A 20,793-nucleotide genomic window follows, 5' to 3' on the forward strand; every position below is an offset into this window, starting at 1 on the left:
GCGTTTCCGTAGGGCGACGAGGTCTGCGTGCAACGCGCTGATCAGCGGATAGGGACGTCGAGGAAGCGATAGCCTTCCGGGGCGTCGACCGTCACCGTCGTCGCCGACGGGTCCACGTCCGGCCACACGAGCACATACCGGAACGGACCGTTGACGTGCGGGAGCACCCAGTCCCCACTCGAGCCCAGGAGCCGGTGCTCGGACTTCCCCTGGACGTCGACCTTGAAGTCAGCCGGGAACACTCGCGTCGTCGGCGTGAGCAGCGAGACGTTCGCGATCGACGCGAACGAGAAGCCCCGTTCGCTGATGACGCCCGTCGTCTCCGACGAGTCCCCGAAGAGCATCGTGGTGCGCGCCTTCTCCGTCGGCGCGGCGATCTCCAGGACGCCGACCAACTGGCCGCCCACCCGACGCAACGACAGCATCCGGGCCTCAAGCTCAGGGTTCATCCCGTCCGACGGAAGGTGAGCTGTCTCCGTGCCCTGGACCACGACACCCGCCGTCGCCGGCAGCTCGGTCGGCACATCCTCCACGACGACGAGCTTGTTCGCCGAGCGGCCCGTGAACGTGATCTCGACACGGCGGTTCGCAGCCCGGGCCTCCTCGCTCGTGCCCTCGACCTTGGGTTCCCGCGAGCCCTTGCCCGCCGTCTTCACCGTGAACGAGGACCCGAGGACGGGACGCAGACGCGCGGCCACCGACTCAGCGCGCGCCTTCGAGAGCCTGTCGTTCGACGCGTCGTCGCCCTGGTCGTCCGTGTGCCCGACGACCGTGATCTCTCCCGACTCCGCGGCGGCCTCGGCGATCTTGTGGCCCGCCTTGTCGACGACCTTCTGCGCCTTCTTCGAGAGCTCGGACTTGTTGAACGCGAACAGCACGTCTGCGGGGAGCTCGACGAGCACCTGGTCACCCGCGACCTCGACCGTCGACTTCGTCACGAGACTCATCGCCCAGGACTCGATCGGCGCGAAGGAACCCGACTTCTCCGTCGACGCCGCCCAGGTCGCCGCCGAGCCCGGCATCTGAGCCACAGCCGCCTGCACGACCGGGACCTCGACGACGTCGAACCCCGGCACCATGACGAAGATCGAGGCTGCGCCCACCGGCGGGAAGCCCAGTGTCAGCGTCGTCGTTTGCCCCGGGAACAGCTCGAACTTGTCGCTCTCGGCCGCCCACGAATCGCCGATACCCAGCGGGTGTGCCGCGGTGCCCGTCGACGGGTCGAAGACCCTGAACCCGATCGGGAGCGTACCAGCCAAAGACCCCATGAAGACGCCCATGAACGCACTCGTGTTCTGAGCGAGGTCGGCAGGGCCCGCAAACTCCACCGTGAGCACCGACAGACCCTCCGACGCCGAGCTCTGCAACGGATGGACCACCGCCTTCACGGTGCCGCCGGTCTGCGTGTCGGAACGCAGCGGCAGCGTCGCCTCGAGCGACACCGACCCCTGAGGAGGCCCGGGCGTCGCGGGCTCCGTCGTCGGAGCCTCCGTGCCCGGCGTCACAGATGCGTCTCCTGTCGGCGCTGGGGCTGTCGTCGCCGGCAGCCCCGGGGACTCGTCGTCCGTCGTCGACGGCGTACATCCGGCCACCATCACTGCGACGAGAGTCAACGAGGCAACCCAACCCCAAGTTCTAGGCACGTCCACACCACTTCCACTCCAACCACGGCTCAACCTCGACGAAACTAGCAACGAGTCCCTCGACCCGCATGCCGAGACCTCGGCACGCACGGGTCGAACGAGATTGACTCGAGCGCCGCACCCGACGCGGACGCAAGCCACCGGGCGCGCGCGGCCGCACGTCCCACGAGGTCGACGAGCGGTCGACCTACGAACTACCGCCCTACCCGACGCGCGCGGGCTTGATTCTCCTGCTCGCCGCCGGTCAGAGGACGTGTTCGACAGGACTGAGGTTGTTCATGTCTCGCACCCTCCGCCTGCCTACCTGGCGTGGCACTCCAGTGCAGCCACGCGCCGACGCGATGAGATCAACTGATCGGGACGTCAAGGAAGCGGTAGGCGTCCGGGGCGTCGACCGTCACCGTCGTCGCCGACGGATCCACGTCCGGCCACACGATCACATACCGGTGCGGCCCACCCGGCACGGGAAGCATCTCTGGGATCTGCGACCCGAGGACCCGCCGCTCGTGCGGGTAGGTGTCCGCCTCGGGCCGGAAGTCGACGGGGAACACGCGTGTCGTCGGCGTGAGCAGCGTGACGTTCGCGATCGAGAAGGAACCCCAGCCACGCTTCGCCATGTTGCCAAGCGTGCGAGTCGCATCGCCGAAGAGGAGCCCGCTCGACGCACGCGTCGTCGGTGCCGCGATCTCGAGCACCCCGACGAGCTGCCCCCCGACCCGACGCAGCGACACGACCCGCGCATCGAGCTCGGGGTTGAGCACATGCGCATCGGTACGCGCGGTCTCCATACCCGTGACCACCGCGCCTAAGGTCTCGGGGAGCTCGGTCGGCACGTCGTCGACGACGACGAGCTTGTTCGCCGAGCGGCCGGTGAACGTGATCTCGACACGACGGTTGGCCGCTCGGGCATCCTCGCTCGTGCCCTGGACCTTCGGCTCCTTCGAGCCACGCCCCTCGGTCTTCACGACGAACGTCGACCCGAGGATGGGACGCAGTCGATCGGCCACGGACTCGGCACGCGCCTTCGACAAGGTCATGTTGGACGATGCGTCACCCTGATCGTCGGTATGACCGACGACCGTGATCTCGCCCGACGCCGCCGCGGCCTCCGCGATCTTGCGGCCCGCCTTGTCGACAACCTTCTGCGCCTTGGACGAGAGGTTCGACTTGTTGAACGCGAACAGCACATCGGCCGGCAGCTCGACGAGTACCTGGTCTCCAGCGACCTCGACCGTCGATTGCGTCACCAAGCTCACCGCCGAGGATTCCGCCCCGACGAAGGCGCCAACCTTCTCGGGAGCCGCCGCCCACTCCTTGGCGATGTCCGGCCACGCGGTCGAGGCCTCCTGCGTGACCGGCACCTCGACCATGTCGAAGCCAGGCACCGTCACGAACACCGACGCCGCGGTCAGCGGCGGGAACGCGACGGAGATCGTCAAGGATCCACCCGCCTCGATGACGTCGACATCGCTCGTGGCCGCCCAACCGTCCGTGAGCTTCAGGGGCTGGGCGACGGTCCCACTCGCCGCATCAAAGAGGTTGAACCCGCTGGGCGCGGTCGACCCCCCCGTGCTGGTGAAGTTGATCATGAAGCCTGAGCTGGGCGCACCGCCGTCGGCGGGGCGCTCGAGCTCGACCGTCAGCAGCGAGAGTCCGTCTGCGGCCGAGCTCTGCACCGGGTGCACCCAGGCCTTAAGGGTGCCACCAAGATCCGTGCTCCAGTCCAACGGCATCGGAGCCTCGACCGACACCGCCCCAGCGGGACGCGCCGGCATCGTCGGCAACGTCTCACCGTCGGGCGTCTGCGTCGAGGTCGTCGGATCTCCAGTCTGCGTCCCAGACTCTGTCAGCCCGGTCGGCACCACATTGCGATCGGGTCCCGACGGCGAGCACCCAGCCACGGCGACCATCACGATTGCCAACGACGCACCCCAGACCCAGCCTCTACGCACGAGCGCCCCTCATCCTGCTTGTCGAACTGTTGACCTCGCCAAAATTAACAACAACCCTGGGTCCTCGCATGCCGAGACGGCGCTGGCTCACCACGTCTCGCACCTGAGATCTTCACCGAACAAGGGTGACGACCGCGCCGAACGCAGAGATATCTGCGGTCGTCAGGTCCATCGCGATCGCGTCGATGGGAGATGTCACGCATCCCGCCACCAGAAGGCCGAGCGTAGCCCCCTCGCGGCATGCACCTGTCCGCATCTCGATACGCGCGACCGCGCTAGCCCGATACTCGCGCAGGGCACCGGCGAACTCATCAGTGGACAACGTCGTCACCTTGACCTCTGCGCGCTCGGCGTCGAACGACAACGATTCCACGATGGCGCCGTTGGCGAGAGCAAGGTGGCGTGCGCGCACCTCAGCGTCGGCTCGCAGGTCGGCGAGCCGACGCCCAGCGAAATCGGGAATTGTGCCGTCCGTGCTTGTGTCGCTCTCGTACTGGCGTTTGATCTCGTCCCGCCACTGCTGAGCAGCAGCGAGCGCGGCCGCGTCCGCAGCTGTGGTCGCACCACGCCGCTCCTGGCTCGCACCGCCGACCCCGGCGATGAGCAGAAGAGTCAGTGCGAGGGCGGCCAAGACGACAGGTATTGCGACAACTGCGGCAGCTCCACGGTCGTCGCGCGCGAGCCAGTGCTTCACCACGAGAGGCTCCTTCTCCAGACACACGTTGCTGCTGGCCTGCGCACAGGCGCAGGCCAGCAGCAAGAGATGTCAAGCCTTGGCAGAGTTGATCGCGTTGACGATCTGGGTCTTGATTGCGTTGCCGATCTCGGTCTGCGCCATTCCGACGACACCGATGATCGCGACGACGACGAGAATGATGCCCATGTACTCGGCCGAGCCCTGGCCGCGGTCATCCTTCTTGAGGCGGTCGAACGCGCCGGCGATGTACATCGTCGTGGCGACCTGGGCGGCGACGAGGCGGTTGTTGAACTTCTCCATGGTGTTCCTCCTGATATGTGCGCCTTCGCAGAGAAGGTCGCTTCCGTCTTTCAACACCTCAAATCTATGAGGTGCTTCAGGAGACCGCCATCGCCCCGGGACCCATCGCGGACCCATCCTCAACTGGGCCCTGCGACCCATCGGCCTTCCCGAGCCACAGCGCGATCGCGTGCGCACGATTAGTCGCCTGAAGCTTGGAGAAGATCGAGTTGATGTGGTTCTTCACGGTCTTCTCGCTGAGGAATAGCTGCCGCGCGATGCGGTAGTTCGGTGCACCCGTGGCAACGATCTCCATGACCTCAGCTTCGCGGGGCGAGAGCTTCTCCGCGAGCGGCGTCTTGGGCCGCTGCGCCGAGACGAGCGTCGCCCACGGCGCGAGGCCTGCCGTCACTGACCCGCCGGCCCGGCATGCCCGCAGCGCCGCGACGATCGCCTCGGGCTCGAGCGAACCGTGCACGATGAAACCTGACGCCCCCTGGTTCATGGCCTCCGCCACGACGTCCGCACTGTCGGAGTGCGTAAGCATGACGACGGTGGCGAGCGACGCGAGACGCGGCAGCGCCGCGAGCCCATCAGTTCCCGGCATCCGCACGTCGAGGAGGACAACGTCCACCTCGCCGCCCTGAGCGATCTCGATCGCCTCGGAACCGTCCCCAGCAACGACAACCGACGTCACGCCGTCGAGCCCTTCGAGCGCGGCTCGGAGACCGATCCTGATGAGCGCGTTGTCGTCCGCAACAAGAATCCTCATGACCCCACCCTCTCGGCTGCGCCCGCGCGCAGCATCACAGTGATCTCGGTACGGCCAGGCCGGGACCCGACCTCGACGGAACCATCCATCTCCTCGGCACGCTCCCTCAGCCCACACAGGCCGTAGTGGCCCTCCGCCGCACCGGGAGCGTCGGCGTCCAGACCCACGCCATCGTCGATGACCGTGAGACGCGCGTGATCGCTCCCGAGCAGCAGCCGCACCTCGACCCGCTGCGCGCGCGCATGCTTGCGGACGTTCTCCAGCAGCTCGGTGAGGATCGCCTTGAACGCCACCCCGAGCGCCCCGTCGAGCGGCGCGTCCCCCTCGGTCGCGAACTCCGTCGCGACTCCGCCGGTGAGCGACCAGCGCCGACACACCTGCTCGAGCGTCGCCACGGGATCGGGGTCGAGCTGCCGGAGCTGCGCGAGCACCGCCCGCGTGTCCACGTGCGCGATGCGGCTCGCGTCACGCACCTGCCGGGCGAGCAGCAGCGTCGCGTCATCGACAGCCTCGTGCAGAACCTTGCGGTGCAGCGCCTCCGTCATGAGCGTGAGCCCCGCGAGGCTTCCAGCGACCGAGTCGTGGACGTCGCGGGCGACGCTCAACCTCTCGAGGTCCGTCGTGCGCGTCGCACGCTCCGTGGCGAGGAGCCCAGCCGTATGCGCTTGCCTGCGCAGCGCCGTACCCAACGCGTCCCCGGCGATCGCCAGCGCCGCGCAACCGAGCCCGGCAGCGATCATCACCGGGATGTCCGCCGCCGAATCCGCCTGCCCGACGGAGACGCCCACCATCGCGCTCCCGAGAAGCGCAGCGCCCATGAGCGCAATGACTCTGCCCGCCACCACACCGAGCAACGTCACCGTCGCCCCGCCGTAGAGCAGCGCGGACTCCGCACCGTCGAACGCGACGATGACCGTGATCGCAACGACCGAGTCGAGTCCGAGATAGATCCCCGAGGACGCGATGCGTCCGCCCTGCTCAGCCCAGTGACGTGCGGGAAGGTAGGAACACGGTGCCGCCACCACGGCCAGCCCCACCTGCCACCAGGTCGAGAAGGCGGGGCTCGCAGAGACGACCGCGAGGACGAGGACGACGAGCCGCACCTCGCACAGGAGCCTCACGACCGGGGCGATCGCCTCGAGCCTCTGAGAGCGCGCGGCATCAGCCTCGAAGGCCATCAAAAGAGACTCCCCAGGCTGTCGTTGCCGATGAACATTCCAGCGAAGATGAGGATCATCGAGCCTGGGACGATGAGCGTCGTCACGACGAGCGAAACCTTCGTGCCAGCCTTCGCCGCCGCCTGACGAACCTCCTGGGCGCGCTCACGTCGGACGTCCTCCGCGATGTCCGTCACGGCCGTCCCGAGCGAGACCCCGAGCTCCTCCGCCTGGAGGAGTGCCGTGACGAACGCGCTCATCCCCGGAGACGCCACGCGGTCGCGCATCGCAATGAGCGCGTTGCGCCGCGAAACCCCCATGCCCATCTCCTGGAGCGCGGTCCGCACCTCTTCGGCAATCGGACCGGCATGGAACGCAGCGACCCGCTCCATCGACTGACGAAACCCGAGACCCGCCGCGATGGTCACCGCGAGAACGTCGAGAAAGTCCGGCAAGTCCCTGCTCACCTGAGTCCGACGCGCCTTCACCGTGGCGGCGAGCCACCAGGGCATCCAGGCCGCATGCACGAGGAGCACGAGCATGCCGATGAGCGGCTGATCCAGGACGAAGAGGACGACGAAGAAGACGAAGCCCATGACGACGAACCCGGTCTGTCGTCTGAGGTACATCAGCACCGTCAGCCCGTGGGGACGCCCGGCTGCGCGGATACGCTGGTCGAGCGACTTGAGGCGGTCAGGGCCGTAGAGCCTCAGCGTCATCCCGAGGAAGCGGCCACCGACCGCCTCCATGCGTGCGCCGAGGTCCTTGCGCTCGATCTCTGCCTCCCGCGACTCAGGCAGGTCGATATCCTCGAGGCCGGTCGTCCGCAGCATGCGCACGCTCAGAACGCCGACGAGGAAAAGCGCCGCGGCCGCCGCCCCGTAGTAGACCGACTCCATCAGAGGTCCACCTTCGTCAGACGCTGGATCGCCACGTAGCCGATCCCGAAGAGCACCGCGGCGACGGCGAGAGCCGCGACACCCATCGGGTGCGTCGTCATCTTGTCGAGCGCCCCCGGCGACATCGCGTTGAGGAGGAGCACCGAGCCCCCGCCCATCACCATGACGATGTAACCCGTGAACACCATGCCCGTGCTTGCCGTCTTTGCCTCGCGGGCGAGCTGACGGCGCTCGTCGAGCGTCGTCGCGATGTGACCGAGCGCCGTCGCGAGAGCGCCGCCAGCCCGCGCCTGGATGACGAGCGTCTGGACAAGCACCGCGAGTTCCTTCGACGGGAGCCGCTCGTTGAGGTGCGCGAGGGCCGAGTCGAGCGACCGCCCGACCGCGAGCTCCGAGCTCACCTGCCCGAGCTCGCTCGCCGCCGGGTCCTCGAGCTCACGTGCCGCGAGCTCGACCGAACGACGCATGCCGAGACCTGCCTGCGCACCGTTCGCTAGGAGGCGCGCAAGTTCAGGAAGCTGAGCGATGAAGCGCTCCGTGCGCGCACGCCGACGTCCCTCGAGCCACCGGTGCGCGCCGAGCGCGACGACGACGACCGCAATGACCGCTGTCACGGTGCCGAAGAGCTCGTCGACCAGCACCAGGACGACCACCTCGACGGCGACCAGACCCAGCACCGTAGTGACCGAGGACCACTGACCGAGGCCCGCGCCCGCGAGCAGCGCGGCAACCTTGCGCCCCGTCGCGGTCTTCTCGAACGCCGCGTCGAGATGCGACGCGCGGCTCTCCCGCCACCGCGGCGCGGCATCGGCCGCGACGAGGATCTCGCGCCGCTGCTCGCGCGCGCCCCACACCTGCAGGAGCGCGACGATGCCGAGGCTCAACGTCGCGAAGAGGAGGACCGCGATCTGGATCGGCGTCACGCGGCACCGTCCACGACGACCGGCGCGGTCTCGCCCGCGGCGAAGAGCCGCTCGGCGATCGCTGGAGTCAACGGGTGACGGCGGAAGCGCCCTGTGATCCGACGCTCGGGACCGATGGGGTCCTGGACGAACGTCATGAGAGGCACCGTCGCGTAGTCCTCACGACGCGTCGAGACGACCGCCGCGATCTCACCCACGCGCCGCGAGCCGTCGAGTCCGCGGGAGAGGTGCACGACGACGTCGACCGCGCCGTTGATCTGGTCACGGATCGTCGTCACGGGAAGCTCGAGCTCGCTCATCGTCGCGAGCGTCTCGAGCCTGCTCAGCGCGTCGAGCGCACCGTTCGCATGCACCGTCGCGAGCGACCCCTCGTGACCGGTGTTCATCGCCTGAAGCATGTCCATCGTCTCGCCGCCTCGTACCTCGCCGACGACGATCCGGTCGGGACGCATGCGCAGCGCGTTGCGCACGAGGTCGCGGATCGAGACCTCGCCCTTGCCCTCGACGTTCGCCGGACGCGACTCGAGACGCACGACGTGCTCCTGCTGGAGCGAAAGCTCGGCTGCGTCCTCGATCGTCACGATGCGCTCATGCGCGGGCAGCAGACCAGACAGGGCGTTGAGGAACGTCGTCTTGCCCGTGCCCGTACCACCGGAGACGACGATGTTGAGACGCGCACGCACGAACGCCCCAAGCAGGAGCGCCGACTCTTCGTCGAGCGCCCCCATGCCGACGAGCTGGCCCAGCCGGAACGGCTTCGGGAAGCGACGGATCGTCAGGGTGGGACCGTCGAGAGCGAGCGGCGGCAGGATGACGTTGACGCGCTCGCCCGTGGGCAGTCGCGCGTCGACCATCGGGGACGACTCGTCGACACGACGGTTGACGGTCGAGACGATGCGGTCGATCGCCTGCATGAGGTGCTCACTCGACGCGAACGTCACCGGGTGGCGCTCAAGACGGCCTCGGCGCTCGACGAAGACGTCGTCAGGGCCGTTGACCATGATCTCGGTGATCGACTCATCCGCGAGGAGCGGCTCGAGCACCCCGAGCCCCAGCGCCTCGTCGACGACGCGCTGGATGAGCGACGACCGCTCCCGCTGGGCAAGCACCGGCCCGTCGATCGAGATGAGCGTCGAGAGCACACGCTCGAGGCGAGCGCGTCGCTGCGTCGCGTTGAGCCGCGCAAGGTCGTCGAGGTCCACCTCCTCGAGCAGCCGCTCGCGGTACTGCGAGACGACGTCGATCTCAGTGCGCTTGCGCTCGTCCTGCTGGACGCGATCCAGGAGCCCCATCGTCAGGACCTCGGCATGACGGCGTCGCGCGACACCGTGAACGACTGGTTGGTGAAGCCCGGCACAAGGATCGGCACACGGAGCTCGACCTCGACGCGCGCGTCGGCGCTCGTGGGGAACCGGACGTCCTCGAGCGTCGCCCACGACGGAAGGTCGTCGTGGACCTGCTGGGCGACCGACGCGGAACCTTGCCCGACCGCGTACGAGCGCGCCGCGTCACGGGCGAGCTTCTGCGACGTCGACACCGACTGCGCGAGGAAGACGCCCTGCACGCAGACGAACGTCACGAGCGTGAGGACGAAGAAGAAACCGATCGACTCGACCGCGACCGAGCCTCGGTCGTCGCGCGCGCCGCGTCGCAGGGCACGGCTCAACGCCCGGCTCACGACTCGACCTCCGTGTAGACCTGCTCCGTCACCGTCGACCGCAGGGAGAATCCCGGCACGATCCGCGGCGTCGGGACGTCGACCGTCACCTCACGGGCGAGCGCGTCGAACGTTACCTTCGCGTCCGAGCGCCACGGCCCCGCGAGACGGTCCAACGCGTCCTCCCGCGCCCGCTGCTGGACGGCCACCGAGTAGTCGCCCACACCGACCGTGCGTGCGGCCTCTTGCGCCGCCGTCCGCGCCATGAGGAAGCCGGAGCCCCAGAGGATGAGCTGGAAGCACAGGAGCGCCACCCCGAGCAGCAGCGCGAACATGCCGACGAGCTCGACCGACGCCTGTCCGGCGTCCGCCGTCACCGCCCGCCTGCCGCGACGCCGGTTCTGCTGCTCTGCGATGAGCTCCGTCACCTCGTCGGTCTCGTCCGCACGGTGCGCGAGTACCTTCGCCGCGAGCCGCGCGACCGCGTCCCCCACGACGGTGCGGGTCCGCACGACGCTCGCCGTGTTCATCGCGGTCTCGAAGACCGGGCCGCCCTCGGGGATCGTCGCGGTCACCGGGAGCTCGACGATCCGCGCGGCGAGCTCGTCCGTCACCTCGTTGCGCCGCGAACGGCGGTTGAGCACGAGGTGGACCTGGGCCCCGCCCCGGATCGAGAGTCGCTCCCAGAGGCTCAGCCGCCGCCGGGCCGCACGCAGCGCCGGGACGTCGGGCGTCGCGAGGAGGATGACCTCGTCCGCCTGCTCGACGACCGTCGCCGTGCCGTCGTCCATGTGCGTGCCCACGTCGATGACCGAGAGGTCGAACTGGAACCGGAGCGCGTCGACGATCGCGCGTGCGGCGCGCTCCGTCATCATCTCCGACTGCTCACCCTCCGCGGGTGCCGAGAGCAGGCGCAGACCGCCATCCACGTCGTACGTCGTCTCACGCAGGAGTCTGCCCGAGAGCTCGTCCGCGACGTGCGTAAGGTCCGCAAGCGAGCGCCGCGTATGCACGCCCAGGTAGGAGGCAAGATCCCCGTGCTGCAGGTCGAAGTCGACGATCGCGACCGAGTCCGTCGAGGTCGCCGCCTGCGCGAGGAGCAGCGCGACCGAACTCGTCCCGACCCCGCCCTTGCCGCCTGCGACGACAACGACCCTGCCGGCACGCCCCGCCGGGGCGTCGAGCGACACCGCGCCCCGCGCGGCGGCGGACCACGCCGCGGCCGAGCGGAGGCGCGAGGCGATGTCGTCAAGCGAGGACGTCGGGCCGACGACCGAACGCGCCCCGGCCTCGACGGCCGTCTGGAACTGCTGGGCGTCGGGCTCGGGCGTGTACATGACGATCGCAAGCAGCGGGTGGCCGGCCGCAAGGGTCCTCGCGTGCGCCAGACCGTGCCCACCGTCGATCGCCACGTCGACGAGCGCGACATCGATGAGAGCACCGCGCTCGAGGAGATCCGCGACGGCCTCGACCGAACCGACGACCTGGAGGAGATCGAGACCCTCGACCTCCGACAGCGCTGACCGAACATGCTCGATCGTCACGCTCGACGCCGAGACAAGCATCACTGAGCTCACGGCTGTGCCTCCCCCTTGTAGACCAGACCCGAGGGCGGCAGCACCTCAGAGTCGCCGGCGCCGCGCAGCGCGAGCCGAAGCTTGACCGAGAAACTCTCGACGTAGGCCAGACGGAGCGCCTCCTCAGCCGGGAGAGCGAACGTCACAGGGACGCCGCTCGTCGACTCGAAGTTGCCCTGCGCGTCCGCGCCCTCTGTCGCCCGGGGCAGGCCCACCTCGAGCACGAGCGCGTTCGAGACCCACACCTGCGCGCTCTGCGGCACGCCCGACTCCTTGTCGCCCTGCGCCGTCGCAATGATGTCGACACGGTCGCCGGAACGTACCTTTCCCGCGACACCGGTCTCCGCGTCGACGATGATCGCGACCTCCCGATATCCGGGCTGGATACCCGGCCGCGGCACGAGCATGCCCTGCTGGACGACCGAGCCGGCGGCATAGTCCGTCGCTGCGACGAGCCCGACGACGTCGGCCACCGACCGCACCGTCGTCTGCGAAACCCACCGCTCCGGAACCTCGACGGTCTCGAGCATCTCCGGGGTGATCGGGGTGTATGCAGGGACGTCGCCCTTGAGCCGGACCGCCGACGTCAACGGGCCGACCTTCGACGTCACGTCCCCGACGTACGAGAGGACCGCGAAGAACACGACGAGCGCTCCGACGACGGTGAGCGAGAGGAAGACTGCCCCTCGGCGCTGACGCGGGTTCACTGGATCCCTCCGATGGTCTGAACAGCAAGGTCGTCCCGCACGAGCAGCGGGACCTGGCAGAAGATGCAACGTTCGCCCCACGCGATGCGTCCGCAGACGGCGCACGTCGAGTAGTAGGCGTACGACGACGGCTGCAACGCGTGGTGCACGACGTCCTCGACCTGGCGCGTGAGCACCGTGGCCTCGGTCCAGCGCCGGGCACGCCAGCCATCGGAGCCGAGGTCGAGGTCGTAGCGGTATGCGCCGCCCGCCGTGAGATCGATCCGTGAATCTGGGCGAGTCGCGGGCGCCGAGCTCGCGGTGAGGACGATGACGCCCTGAGGAGCGACGAGCTCCTTCGTCGGCTCGACGACGCCCGAGACCGGATCAACGACGAAGCGCGCACCCGGGAAGGCGCCACGCAGACGCTGGCTGAACGTGGGCACCGGGGTCCCCGGCTCGCCGAGCCGGCTGAGAACCACCCGTGTCCACATCGTCGACGACAGGATTGACGCGACAACCCCGCCGAGCCCCAGGCACTCCTGCGGCAGGAGCCGCACCGCCCCGATCGACGCGAAGAATGCCGTCGCTGTCGACGGCACGTGGAGGAGCCCTACCGATCTCTCGCCACACGCGAGCCGGGCCGCGCGCGCGAGCGCCTCACCCCGCTCCGTGTGCGAGACGAGCACGGAGTCCACCCCTGGACGGACCGCCCTCAGATGAGCGACAAGCCCCTCGAGATCCGTCGCGCACGCGGTCCCGTCAGGGACCCTCGACGCATCCGTCACGGCGACGATCGGCATCGACGCTCCCCCTCCACATTTCTGGCGCTACCCCCTCGGCGGCCACGGGCCATCATGCTATGGACGCCCTAGGCTCGCTACCGGAGCAACGCATGTCACCCGCCCGCCCCCTGACGCTATGGGTCCGCGCCGCCCCCCACCGTCCGGCCAGGACCCAGGCAGGGCCCAGCGAGGGCACACACCTCGGCCCACCCTGGGCCCACGGTCCCAGGGCGGGCCTCCCGGCTGGGCCCTGGCCGGGTCCGCCTCGACCCGCGCGGTCGACCGGACGCCGCTAGGTTGGGCGTCATGGATCCCAAGTACTTCCCCGCGCGCAGGATCGCGTGGGGCTGCGTCGCGTTCTTCGTCGTCCTCGAAGCCGTCGTCAAGACGATCGTCGACTTCTTCGTCACGCCGGCAGTGAGCGACATCACGCGCTCCCTCGACGTCGCGATCGCGCTCGGGATCACGCTCATCGGCACAGCGTTCCGCGCGTCGTTCATCGGATGGGTCGTCGCGCGTCGCTTCGCCGAACGGCGCGGGTACCACGAACGCTCCGAGCTGTGGCCGACGCTGCTGCTCGGCTCTCTCGGCGGGATCCTCCTCAACTACGTCGGGGGCCCTCTCGTCTCCGTCGCCACCGGCATGCTGGGCTGGGACCACGTCCTCCAGATGGGCTGGCTCATCGGCACCGAGGCTGCGACCTTCGCAGCCTTCGCCCTCATCCCAATCGCCCTCATGCCTGCCCAGGCAGTGGCCGGAAGGCGCGAGACACCGCGCGTGCCCGGCTCGCTCGGCCGCGGCTGAGCCGCCCCACGCCCTCGTCCCCGACCCGGAGAAGCCAATGACACGCAGCACGCGTCACCTCACCCTCGCCCTCGCGGGCGTCCTCGCTCTCGCTCTCGCGGCATGCGGCGGAAGCGGCTCGAACTCCGAGGCCGACGCCGTCGCCTCCGCGACGAAGATCGTCGTGCCGCCCCTCTCGTCCGTCGACGGCGGGAGCACGCACACGATCGGCAAGATCACCTACCAGCTCCCGGCCGGGTACGACGTCGCGGAGAGCAGCCTCGGCGACGGTGCGACCCTCCACACCATCACGCGCACCGGTGAGGCGACCCCCGCCGTGACCGTGGCCGTCGAGGAGCGCTCGACCTCCGACCACGACCTCGCGGGGCTCATCGTCATGACGCGGCTGCGCTACCTGGACCCGAAGGACACCACGCGCGAGATCACCGTCGTCCCGGACGTCGAGTGGTCTTCCGTCGAGGGCGCCGCCGCGTTCTACGGCTCAGGCACGTCGACGAGCACCGACGGAACGACGTCGCTGCGGGAGTTCGCCGCCGTCGCGGGCCGCGACAAGAGCTCGACGACCCGCGTCCTCGTCTCGCTCAACAGCGACCCTGGCAAGCTCACCGAGTCGGCGGGCTTTACCGTGCTGCGTACGCTCCGCATCGACTGAGGCCGACCCGAGCCAGGCCCGATGTCTGGGCCCTCCCTGGGCCCAGAACGGGCCCCACAGCCGGCGCGCACGGCGGCCGCCGCACCTACCGTCATACCAAGATGACCGGAGGACTCCGGCTGCGCCACAATCAGCACGATCACAAGGGGACCACCATGATGCACCTGATCCGACGTCGGCTCGGGGTCGCTGACGACAAGGGCGCGGGCGCCGTCGAGTACCTCGGTGCGATCCTCCTCGTCGCCGCCGTCGTCGCCTCGCTCCTCATGAGCGCCACGCCCATCGGGCAGAGCATCGCCGCAAAGATCTGCGAGGCCATCGGCGCCACCTGCGGGGCCACGGCAGGCACCGGGGACGACGCATCCGGCCCCAAGCCCCAGCCCACGGACCCTTGCACCGTGTCGTCCAGCTCACAGACGGCTGCGGGGGGTATCGAGATCGCCTTCGTCGATCTGGGCGCCGGAGGCACGCTGGTCGTCGAGAAGCTCAGCGACGGCACGTGGAACGTCACCCGGATCAACGCGGGCAAGGCGGGCGTCAAAGCCGACCTCGTCGCCGCGAAGGGCAAGATCACGATCGGCGGCAAGGAGTTCGGCGTCGGCGGCGAGGTCGGGGTCAGCGCAGCCCTTGCAGGCGAGGGCGGAGAGACCTACAGCTTCAAGAACGAGCAGTCGCGCGACGAGTTCGTCTCGTGGGCAGAGCGCGAGTGGGGACGCCAGGCCCTCAAGTCGCAGGGCGTGCTCGGGTGGGGTGCGGCTCTCGCGAGCGGCTGGTTCGACAAGTACTCGCCCCCCGCCCCGACAAAGACGTACTTCCAAGGAGGGCTCGAGGCGTCGGGCAGCGCCGAGGCCAGCGCCGGCATCGCGATCGCCGAGGCTTCGCTCGGCGTCACCCTCGACTCGGGCCGGTACCTCGGCGCCAGCTTCGACGACAAGGGGTCGACGACGGTCTACAGCAAGGTCGACGTCGGTGCCGCGCTGGAGGGCAAGATCGGCATCGGCTTCGGCGACATGGATACCAAGCCCGAGGACGGAGCCGCCGGAGGCGGCGTGGGCGGCACGCTCAAGACGAACCTTGAGTCGACGCTCGGCACCGAGTTCGACAAGAACGGCAACCTCACCAACGTCGAGTTGTCGATGGCCGCAGGACCCGGCGCTGCCACACTCCTCTCTAAGGCGCTCGGCGGTGCCGACGTCACGCTCACCGACAGCATGACCGCAACCGCGAAGATCCCCGTGACGGACGCGAACCGTGCTCACATCCTCGCTCTCGTCGCAGGCGCCGGAATCTCCTCGGCCACGAGCAACGGTGGAACGCAGACCGCGTCCGTGCTGGGCCTCATCGAGTACGCGAAGGGCCAGGGCGGCGACCTCACCTCCCAGACCACCTCGACCGGCGCGACGACCGGCGCTGGCCTTGACCTCAAGCTCAAGGTCGCGACGATCGGCATCGGCCTCAACGGCAAGTACGAGGGCGTGTCGACGTCGAACACCGGCGCCCAGTACTGGGACGGCACGTCGTGGCAGGACTGGACCGCGTGCGCCGGCGGATGATCGACACGCCGACCCCGCAGGACGGGGTGGTCCCCATGCCGGCCCGCGGGCCGGTATGGGGACCACCCTGTCCGCAGCACGCCCTCGTCCTCGACGGCAACGACGTCCTCGACTGCTGGCTCGCCGAGACTCGTGCCGAGCGCAACCAGGGACTGCTCGGCACCGATTCCCTCGAAGGGGCGTTGTGGATACGTCGTTGCTCCAACGTCCACACCTTCCGCATGCGGTACGCGATCGACGTCGTGCTCGTCCGACGCGACGGGCGCGTCCACGCGGTGGAGACGCTCGCCCCCGGCCGGTTCTCGCGCCCTCGCCTCTACGGCCTCGACACGGTTGAGCTGCCCGCCGGGCTGGCCCGGACGCTCGGCATCGTCCCAGGCCGCGTCCTCACGTGCCGACGGCTGCCCGACGCCGACGCATGCGGACTGTGAGCACCACGTCGCCAGATCCGACCCCGGAGCAGAGGTGGAGGACGAGCTGAGCCACGCCCTTACCCTGGGACTCGAGGCCCTTGAGGAAGACGGCCGCCCCAAGGGGTAGCCCATGTCGACCGGTTCCTCGAGCAGCACCGCACGGTGGTCGGTGCTTACCTTGACCGTCGCGTCCGCGCCTTCGCCCGAGACAGGCCCCACGGTGCGTCCGCATCGAAGTAGTCAGGGAGGACCGGGTCGGTCGAGACGTCGAGCACGGAGATCTCGTGCTCCATGCCGATCATTCTCATGTTCGTCGGCGTGCTCATCATTGTCCTCGCCCCGACGTTCGCGGGGATCTGAGCACGTCGGCCATGGGCGCTAGAGGGGCCGGTCCGCTCGCGCGGACCGGCCCCTCCACCGTCAACCTCGACACACTGGGAGACTCACCTACTCCATGGTGTCACTGGAACTCGGTCGGCTGGTAGGAGACGACCTCGAACTTCTCGATGCGGTCAAGGACGTCCGTGCGCGTGAACGACGTGACGCGGTGCTTCGAGTCGCTGACCTGGACTCCCATCGACAGCGGCACGTCATAGGACGCCGTGGTGCCGTCGTCGGGCGTGTTGATCCACAGGACGTAGGAGCCGAGCGCCTCGCCCGAGGCGTCGAGGCCCTGGATGAAGATCGCCGTCGTCCCGAACGACGGCGCGCGCTTCGGCTCGGTGAGCAACGTGCCGCGCTGGTTGATCGTCACTGGCAGGACGGCCTCGGCCCCCGAGCCAGTCACCTCGCCCAGCGTGACGTCGGCGTCGTAGTAGCCCGGGTACGCGGGGTCGAGCCCAAACACCTGCACGGAAAATGAGTAGCCGCCCTCGGCTAGGACCGCGTCATCAAGAGTGATCGAGCCGTCGATCACGTGAACCGTAAGGGTCTGGTTGCCCTTGAGCATGAAGGAGCCCGTGCCGTAGCGCTGGCTCGTCTCGCCGTGGTGGATACGCAGCGCAGCGCTGAAGCGGCAGGTCTCCGGCGACGGGTTGGTCACCGTGATCGGGACGGCATAGGCATCGGGGATGTCCCCCTCGCCGATCTTTGTGAGTTCACCAATCTTCACGTAGGGCGCGGCGGCGTCGCCCTCGAAGGTCTGCTCCGCGCAGACGTCCGCGGCAGGCGCGGCGCCTGGCTCCTCGGCGGTGGGCACGTCGCCCCCCGCCCGTCGTCGTCGCGCCGGGCGTCGGTGAGCCACCGCACCCCGCAAGGACTCCAAGGGCAAGGATCGCGGCGGCAGCCGCAGTGAGACGACGACGATGGCCGATCCGCATATGAGTTCTCCCGTACAGTCCAGACGATTGATGATCCCGGCGACAATTCCGTTGCTGTGCCAGCCGGGCAGCCCGAGCGGTCCGCGCCGTGGGATGAGGGCCGCGGCCGTGCTCATGCTCCCGATGATGCTCATGTTCGTGGGCGCCCCATCATCGTCGTCGTCCCGATGGTCTCCCGACTTAGCGGCTGAGCCCCCGCGCCTGCGCCGCCGCCGTACGACGAAGGGTCGTGCACCACCGCAGGTGGTGCACGACCCTTCGTCGACCCGGGTGCGGACGGAGCTACATCGTGACGACAGGCTGGTAGCCGCCCACCACGAACTTCTCGACCGAGGGGAGCGCATCGAGCGCGAACGGCACCGACACTCCGGCGCCCGTGACGAACTCGTAATCCGCGTCAGGCGACAGGGGCACGTCGAACTCGAGCTTCGTGCCGTCCTCCGGCGTCGAGAGGTCGAGGACGAGCGGAGCCACGACGTTACCCTGGGCGTCGAGGCCCTGGAGGAAGACGGACGTCCCCAAGGGGTAGCCCATGTCGACCGGTTCCTCGAGCAGCACCGCACGGTGGTCGATGCTGACCTTGACCGTCGCATCCGCGCCTTCGCCCGAGACAGGCCCCACGGTGACGTCCGCATCGAAGTAGTCAGGGAGGACCGGGTCGGTCGAGACGTCGAGCACGGAGATCTCATGCTCCTTCGGCGGAACGGGGTCCGTCGCGTCGTCGTCATAGATGAAGTACGGGCGAAGGCTGTTCACCTCGAGGTCGACCGAGGCCCCCGCCGGGATCAGGACCTGAGGGTCGACGGTTCCCGACTCGTCGCCCTCCTCGGCGAAGTAGATCGTCGGCGAGATGATGCAGGGCACGTCGAACGGGTTCGTCACCGTGTACGGAAGCGACAGCCGCGCCGTGCCGTCGTCACCGGGGACCGCGGTGGGGCTGCCCAGCGTGATGAACTTCGCGGCACCTTCGCCCTCGACCTCGGTCGCCTCGCACGACGCCGCGCCACCCGCGGACGGCCTGTCGTCCCCGTCCACCCCCGCAGTGGACCCGGCCAGGGAGTTCTGCGGCGACACAGGGTCGTCGCCCTGGCCGCATTCAACAAGGACGAGGGCCAGGGCCGACATGGCCACGAATGGTCGGTACGAACGCCGCAAAGAGCGCATGCTCATAGTTCTCCCGTTTCGGATCGCGTACAGGTGCCCCGTGCGAGTACCCCCGACCTGCGTTCGCTCTCCATGGGAACGCACGCCCCGTGGATCGCACTCCCTCGGTCCACGTCGCGCTCGCGTCCGGGATCTACGCGGACCGCGTCAGCCCGCGAGGCGCCCGAGAGCGCTCAGGAGCCACCCGACGACGAACGGAGCAGCGACGACGGCTGCGGCGACGAGCCCGACGACGAGACGCTGCTTCTTCCTGTCAACCGGGTAGTCCCCGGTTGCGACGCCTTCCACCCCGTCGACTCGGATGCGCCACGGCTTGCCCTCGTACATGAACGTCAGCACCCACACCGGGACGAGCACGAGACGGAAGCGCGCGCGCTCGTACGTCGTCTCGGCCGAGGAGATCTCGTTCCTGTCGCCTCCGATCGCGTCCTCGATCTCGGAGCGCACGTCGGCGGCGAACGAGTCGGCCCGGCTCGCGAACGCGGCCTCCGGTGACAGCGTCACCGGCAAGGTCGTGAAGCCCACGAGGAACTCCCGACGGAACGGCACGACGCCGTCCCTCGTCCCGGAGCGAACGCTCCGTGCAAGCTCGTCGTCGACCCCCCCCGCCGGCACGCGTGCCGAGTGCTTGACCCGGACCGTGCCCGTGACGTCCGTCCAGTCGACGACGGTCCGCCGTGTCTCCTGGGAACCGACCCTCCGCTCGTCACCGCGACGCCCTGAGTAGGCGGACGTCGACCGCGCGTCAAGAACCCACACCGGGTAGTACGCCGGGACGAAGGACTCGGCCACCTGGTCGGGGGTGAAGCCACGCTGAGCGAAGAGACGGCTCATCCGCGACCAGTCGAGCAACGCCTGAGCGGCACCCGCACGGTCGACCCGGAACGGCACGACCCCGTCCGGCTCGAGATCGAACGCCGCCCCCGGCGCCGCCGTCAGATGCGAGCCGCAGAAGACGCACGCGTCCGAGAGTCCACGTGAAGCGGTCTCGCCACCGCATGCCTCGCATCGGAGGACGGCAGACGTCCCCGAGCCGACGAGCCCGTCACGCCAGGTCGCGACGTCGTGGCGCGGCAGCTTGGTCTTCAGGTCGGGCCCGAACTCCACCGTCGCACCGCACGAGACACAACGCAGCGCCCGTGTTCCCGGCAGGTAAGCGAGCTGGGACCCGCACGCGGTGCAGGACGTCTGGACGACGGGCAGGGACATGAGGCTCCTCGGCGACGGAAGATGACGGGGTTTCGAAGCGTAGTGCCCACGCTGCGGCCCCGCACGGGCCCGAGCGGCGGAGCCGCTGCGGAGACGCTGCGGAGACGCTGCGGAGACGCTGCGGAGACGCGGACGAGGCCCGCGCCACCGTGGTGGTGCGGGCCTCGTCCGCGTTCAGCGTGTGCCCCGAGGGGCACGGATCACTTGAGGGTGACCGTGGCGCCGGCGCCCTCGAGGGCAGCCTTGGCCTTCTCGGCCTGCTCCTTGTTGACCGGCGACTCGAAGACGGCCTTGGGGGCGCCGTCGACGAGGTCCTTGGCCTCCTTGAGGCCGAGCGACGTGAGCGCGCGGATCTCCTTGATGACCTGGATCTTCTTGTCGCCAGCGGCCTCGAGGATGACCTCGAACTCGTCCTTCTCCTCAGCGGCCTCAGCGGCGCCGCCCGCGGCGGGGGCAGCAACGGCGACGGCGGCCGGAGCGGCAGCGGTGACCTCGAAGACGTCCTCGAAGGCCTTGACGAACTCGGAGAGCTCGATGAGCGTGAGCTCCTTGAAGGCCTCGATGAGCTGCTCGGTGGTGAGCTTCGCCATGATCGGCGTTCCTTTCGGTAGTTCTGCGTGAAGCAGGGGGTGGGGTGGTGATGCCGCGATCT

The 20,793-nt window shown here is 69.1% G+C and carries 22 protein-coding genes; 4 read left to right on the forward strand and 18 right to left on the reverse strand.

Going from position 1 to position 20,793, the window contains the following annotated elements; genetic code table 11:
• Positions 1-41: 41 nt before the first annotated feature.
• The 13 genes from C1729_RS07325 to C1729_RS14575 form a co-directional block, all read right to left on the reverse strand.
• On the reverse strand, positions 42-1,505 hold the full coding sequence (locus tag C1729_RS07325; protein ID WP_102509364.1) for an OmpA family protein: 1,464 nt from the start codon (positions 1,503-1,505) through the stop codon (positions 42-44).
• 485 nt (positions 1,506-1,990) lie between these two features.
• Positions 1,991-3,418 (reverse strand): OmpA family protein, encoded by a 1,428-nt coding sequence (locus tag C1729_RS07330; RefSeq protein WP_165375445.1) that lies wholly within the window; start codon positions 3,416-3,418, stop codon positions 1,991-1,993.
• Positions 3,419-3,707: 289 nt separating this feature from the next.
• Positions 3,708-4,292, reverse strand: a complete 585-nt coding sequence (locus C1729_RS07335) for a hypothetical protein (protein WP_102509366.1) — start codon at positions 4,290-4,292, stop codon at positions 3,708-3,710.
• A gap of 69 nt (positions 4,293-4,361) precedes the next feature.
• Positions 4,362-4,592 carry a hypothetical protein gene (locus C1729_RS07340; RefSeq protein WP_207204574.1) on the reverse strand — a complete coding sequence of 77 codons (231 nt, stop codon included), beginning with the start codon at positions 4,590-4,592 and terminating at the stop codon, positions 4,362-4,364.
• Positions 4,593-4,668: 76 nt separating this feature from the next.
• Positions 4,669-5,343, reverse strand: a complete 675-nt coding sequence (locus tag C1729_RS07345; protein WP_102509367.1) for a response regulator — start codon at positions 5,341-5,343, stop codon at positions 4,669-4,671.
• Entirely contained in the window at positions 5,340-6,521 is a 1,182-nt protein-coding gene (locus C1729_RS07350; protein WP_102509368.1) for a sensor histidine kinase, read from the reverse strand. Before C1729_RS07350 ends, C1729_RS07345 begins: the two co-directional genes overlap by 4 nt.
• Positions 6,521-7,399 (reverse strand): type II secretion system F family protein, encoded by an 879-nt coding sequence (locus tag C1729_RS07355; protein WP_102509369.1) that lies wholly within the window; start codon positions 7,397-7,399, stop codon positions 6,521-6,523. Before C1729_RS07355 ends, C1729_RS07350 begins: the two co-directional genes overlap by 1 nt.
• A complete protein-coding gene (locus tag C1729_RS07360; protein WP_102509370.1) occupies positions 7,399-8,322 on the reverse strand; it encodes a type II secretion system F family protein in 924 nt (307 codons plus the stop codon). Before C1729_RS07360 ends, C1729_RS07355 begins: the two co-directional genes overlap by 1 nt.
• Positions 8,319-9,614 carry a TadA family conjugal transfer-associated ATPase gene (locus C1729_RS07365; protein WP_102509371.1) on the reverse strand — a complete coding sequence of 432 codons (1,296 nt, stop codon included), beginning with the start codon at positions 9,612-9,614 and terminating at the stop codon, positions 8,319-8,321. The genes C1729_RS07360 and C1729_RS07365 overlap by 4 nt, the downstream gene beginning before the upstream one ends.
• A 2-nt stretch (positions 9,615-9,616) precedes the next feature.
• Positions 9,617-10,000 (reverse strand): TadE/TadG family type IV pilus assembly protein, encoded by a 384-nt coding sequence (locus tag C1729_RS07370; protein WP_102509372.1) that lies wholly within the window; start codon positions 9,998-10,000, stop codon positions 9,617-9,619.
• On the reverse strand, positions 9,997-11,556 hold the full coding sequence (locus C1729_RS07375) for a CpaE/TadZ family protein (protein WP_129590689.1): 1,560 nt from the start codon (positions 11,554-11,556) through the stop codon (positions 9,997-9,999). The genes C1729_RS07370 and C1729_RS07375 overlap by 4 nt, the downstream gene beginning before the upstream one ends.
• Positions 11,553-12,263 (reverse strand): Flp pilus assembly protein CpaB, encoded by a 711-nt coding sequence (cpaB, locus tag C1729_RS07380; protein ID WP_165375446.1) that lies wholly within the window; start codon positions 12,261-12,263, stop codon positions 11,553-11,555. Before cpaB ends, C1729_RS07375 begins: the two co-directional genes overlap by 4 nt.
• Positions 12,260-13,045, reverse strand: a complete 786-nt coding sequence (locus C1729_RS14575; RefSeq protein ID WP_165375447.1) for a hypothetical protein — start codon at positions 13,043-13,045, stop codon at positions 12,260-12,262. Before C1729_RS14575 ends, cpaB begins: the two co-directional genes overlap by 4 nt.
• Positions 13,046-13,333: 288 nt before the next feature.
• On the opposite strand from C1729_RS14575, the gene C1729_RS07385 reads away from it, so the two are divergent.
• The 4 genes from C1729_RS07385 to C1729_RS07400 all read left to right on the forward strand — a co-directional run bounded on the left by C1729_RS07385 (position 13,334) and on the right by C1729_RS07400 (position 16,467).
• Entirely contained in the window at positions 13,334-13,831 is a 498-nt protein-coding gene (locus C1729_RS07385; RefSeq protein WP_102509375.1) for a hypothetical protein, read from the forward strand.
• A gap of 37 nt (positions 13,832-13,868) precedes the next feature.
• Positions 13,869-14,483, forward strand: a complete 615-nt coding sequence (locus C1729_RS07390) for a hypothetical protein (protein WP_102509376.1) — start codon at positions 13,869-13,871, stop codon at positions 14,481-14,483.
• Positions 14,484-14,638: 155 nt separating this feature from the next.
• Entirely contained in the window at positions 14,639-16,036 is a 1,398-nt protein-coding gene (locus tag C1729_RS07395) for a hypothetical protein (protein ID WP_102509377.1), read from the forward strand.
• Positions 16,003-16,467 carry a DUF192 domain-containing protein gene (locus tag C1729_RS07400; protein WP_129590690.1) on the forward strand — a complete coding sequence of 155 codons (465 nt, stop codon included), beginning with the start codon at positions 16,003-16,005 and terminating at the stop codon, positions 16,465-16,467. Before C1729_RS07395 ends, C1729_RS07400 begins: the two co-directional genes overlap by 34 nt.
• A 155-nt stretch (positions 16,468-16,622) precedes the next feature.
• Here C1729_RS07400 and C1729_RS14580 read toward each other — a convergent pair whose 3' ends face one another.
• The 5 genes from C1729_RS14580 to rplL form a co-directional block, all read right to left on the reverse strand.
• Positions 16,623-16,775: a hypothetical protein gene (locus tag C1729_RS14580; RefSeq protein ID WP_165375448.1), complete on the reverse strand. Its 153-nt coding sequence runs from the start codon at positions 16,773-16,775 to the stop codon at positions 16,623-16,625.
• Between the two features lie 134 nt (positions 16,776-16,909).
• Entirely contained in the window at positions 16,910-17,647 is a 738-nt protein-coding gene (locus C1729_RS07405) for a hypothetical protein (protein WP_102509379.1), read from the reverse strand.
• A 403-nt stretch (positions 17,648-18,050) separates the two neighbouring features.
• Positions 18,051-18,893: a hypothetical protein gene (locus C1729_RS07410; RefSeq protein WP_129590691.1), complete on the reverse strand. Its 843-nt coding sequence runs from the start codon at positions 18,891-18,893 to the stop codon at positions 18,051-18,053.
• Between the two features lie 186 nt (positions 18,894-19,079).
• Positions 19,080-20,141 (reverse strand): TFIIB-type zinc ribbon-containing protein, encoded by a 1,062-nt coding sequence (locus C1729_RS07415; RefSeq protein WP_102509381.1) that lies wholly within the window; start codon positions 20,139-20,141, stop codon positions 19,080-19,082.
• A gap of 200 nt (positions 20,142-20,341) precedes the next feature.
• On the reverse strand, positions 20,342-20,731 hold the full coding sequence (gene rplL, locus C1729_RS07420) for a 50S ribosomal protein L7/L12 (RefSeq protein WP_102509382.1): 390 nt from the start codon (positions 20,729-20,731) through the stop codon (positions 20,342-20,344).
• Positions 20,732-20,793: the final 62 nt, after the last annotated feature.

It is taken from the genome of Sanguibacter massiliensis (genome assembly GCF_900240335.1).
Taxonomy (GTDB): Bacteria; Actinomycetota; Actinomycetes; order Actinomycetales; family Cellulomonadaceae; genus Flavimobilis; species Flavimobilis massiliensis.

What these genes read in the sequence shown, in the direction of transcription:
- C1729_RS07330 (WP_165375445.1), bottom strand. Translation starts at nt 3,418, where the DNA reads ATGCCGGCGCGTCCCGCTGGGGCGGTGTCGGTCGAGGCTCCGATGCCG.
- C1729_RS07340 (WP_207204574.1), bottom strand. Translation starts at nt 4,592, where the DNA reads ATGGAGAAGTTCAACAACCGCCTCGTCGCCGCCCAGGTCGCCACGACG.
- C1729_RS07345 (WP_102509367.1), bottom strand. Translation starts at nt 5,343, where the DNA reads ATGAGGATTCTTGTTGCGGACGACAACGCGCTCATCAGGATCGGTCTC.
- C1729_RS07350 (WP_102509368.1), bottom strand. Translation starts at nt 6,521, where the DNA reads ATGGCCTTCGAGGCTGATGCCGCGCGCTCTCAGAGGCTCGAGGCGATC.
- C1729_RS07355 (WP_102509369.1), bottom strand. Translation starts at nt 7,399, where the DNA reads ATGGAGTCGGTCTACTACGGGGCGGCGGCCGCGGCGCTTTTCCTCGTC.
- C1729_RS07365 (WP_102509371.1), bottom strand. Translation starts at nt 9,614, where the DNA reads ATGGGGCTCCTGGATCGCGTCCAGCAGGACGAGCGCAAGCGCACTGAG.
- C1729_RS14575 (WP_165375447.1), bottom strand. Translation starts at nt 13,045, where the DNA reads ATGCCGATCGTCGCCGTGACGGATGCGTCGAGGGTCCCTGACGGGACC.
- C1729_RS07385 (WP_102509375.1), top strand. Translation starts at nt 13,334, where the DNA reads ATGGATCCCAAGTACTTCCCCGCGCGCAGGATCGCGTGGGGCTGCGTC.
- C1729_RS07390 (WP_102509376.1), top strand. Translation starts at nt 13,869, where the DNA reads ATGACACGCAGCACGCGTCACCTCACCCTCGCCCTCGCGGGCGTCCTC.
- C1729_RS07395 (WP_102509377.1), top strand. Translation starts at nt 14,639, where the DNA reads ATGATGCACCTGATCCGACGTCGGCTCGGGGTCGCTGACGACAAGGGC.
- C1729_RS14580 (WP_165375448.1), bottom strand. Translation starts at nt 16,775, where the DNA reads ATGAGCACGCCGACGAACATGAGAATGATCGGCATGGAGCACGAGATC.
- C1729_RS07410 (WP_129590691.1), bottom strand. Translation starts at nt 18,893, where the DNA reads ATGTCGGCCCTGGCCCTCGTCCTTGTTGAATGCGGCCAGGGCGACGAC.
- C1729_RS07415 (WP_102509381.1), bottom strand. Translation starts at nt 20,141, where the DNA reads ATGTCCCTGCCCGTCGTCCAGACGTCCTGCACCGCGTGCGGGTCCCAG.
- rplL (WP_102509382.1), bottom strand. Translation starts at nt 20,731, where the DNA reads ATGGCGAAGCTCACCACCGAGCAGCTCATCGAGGCCTTCAAGGAGCTC.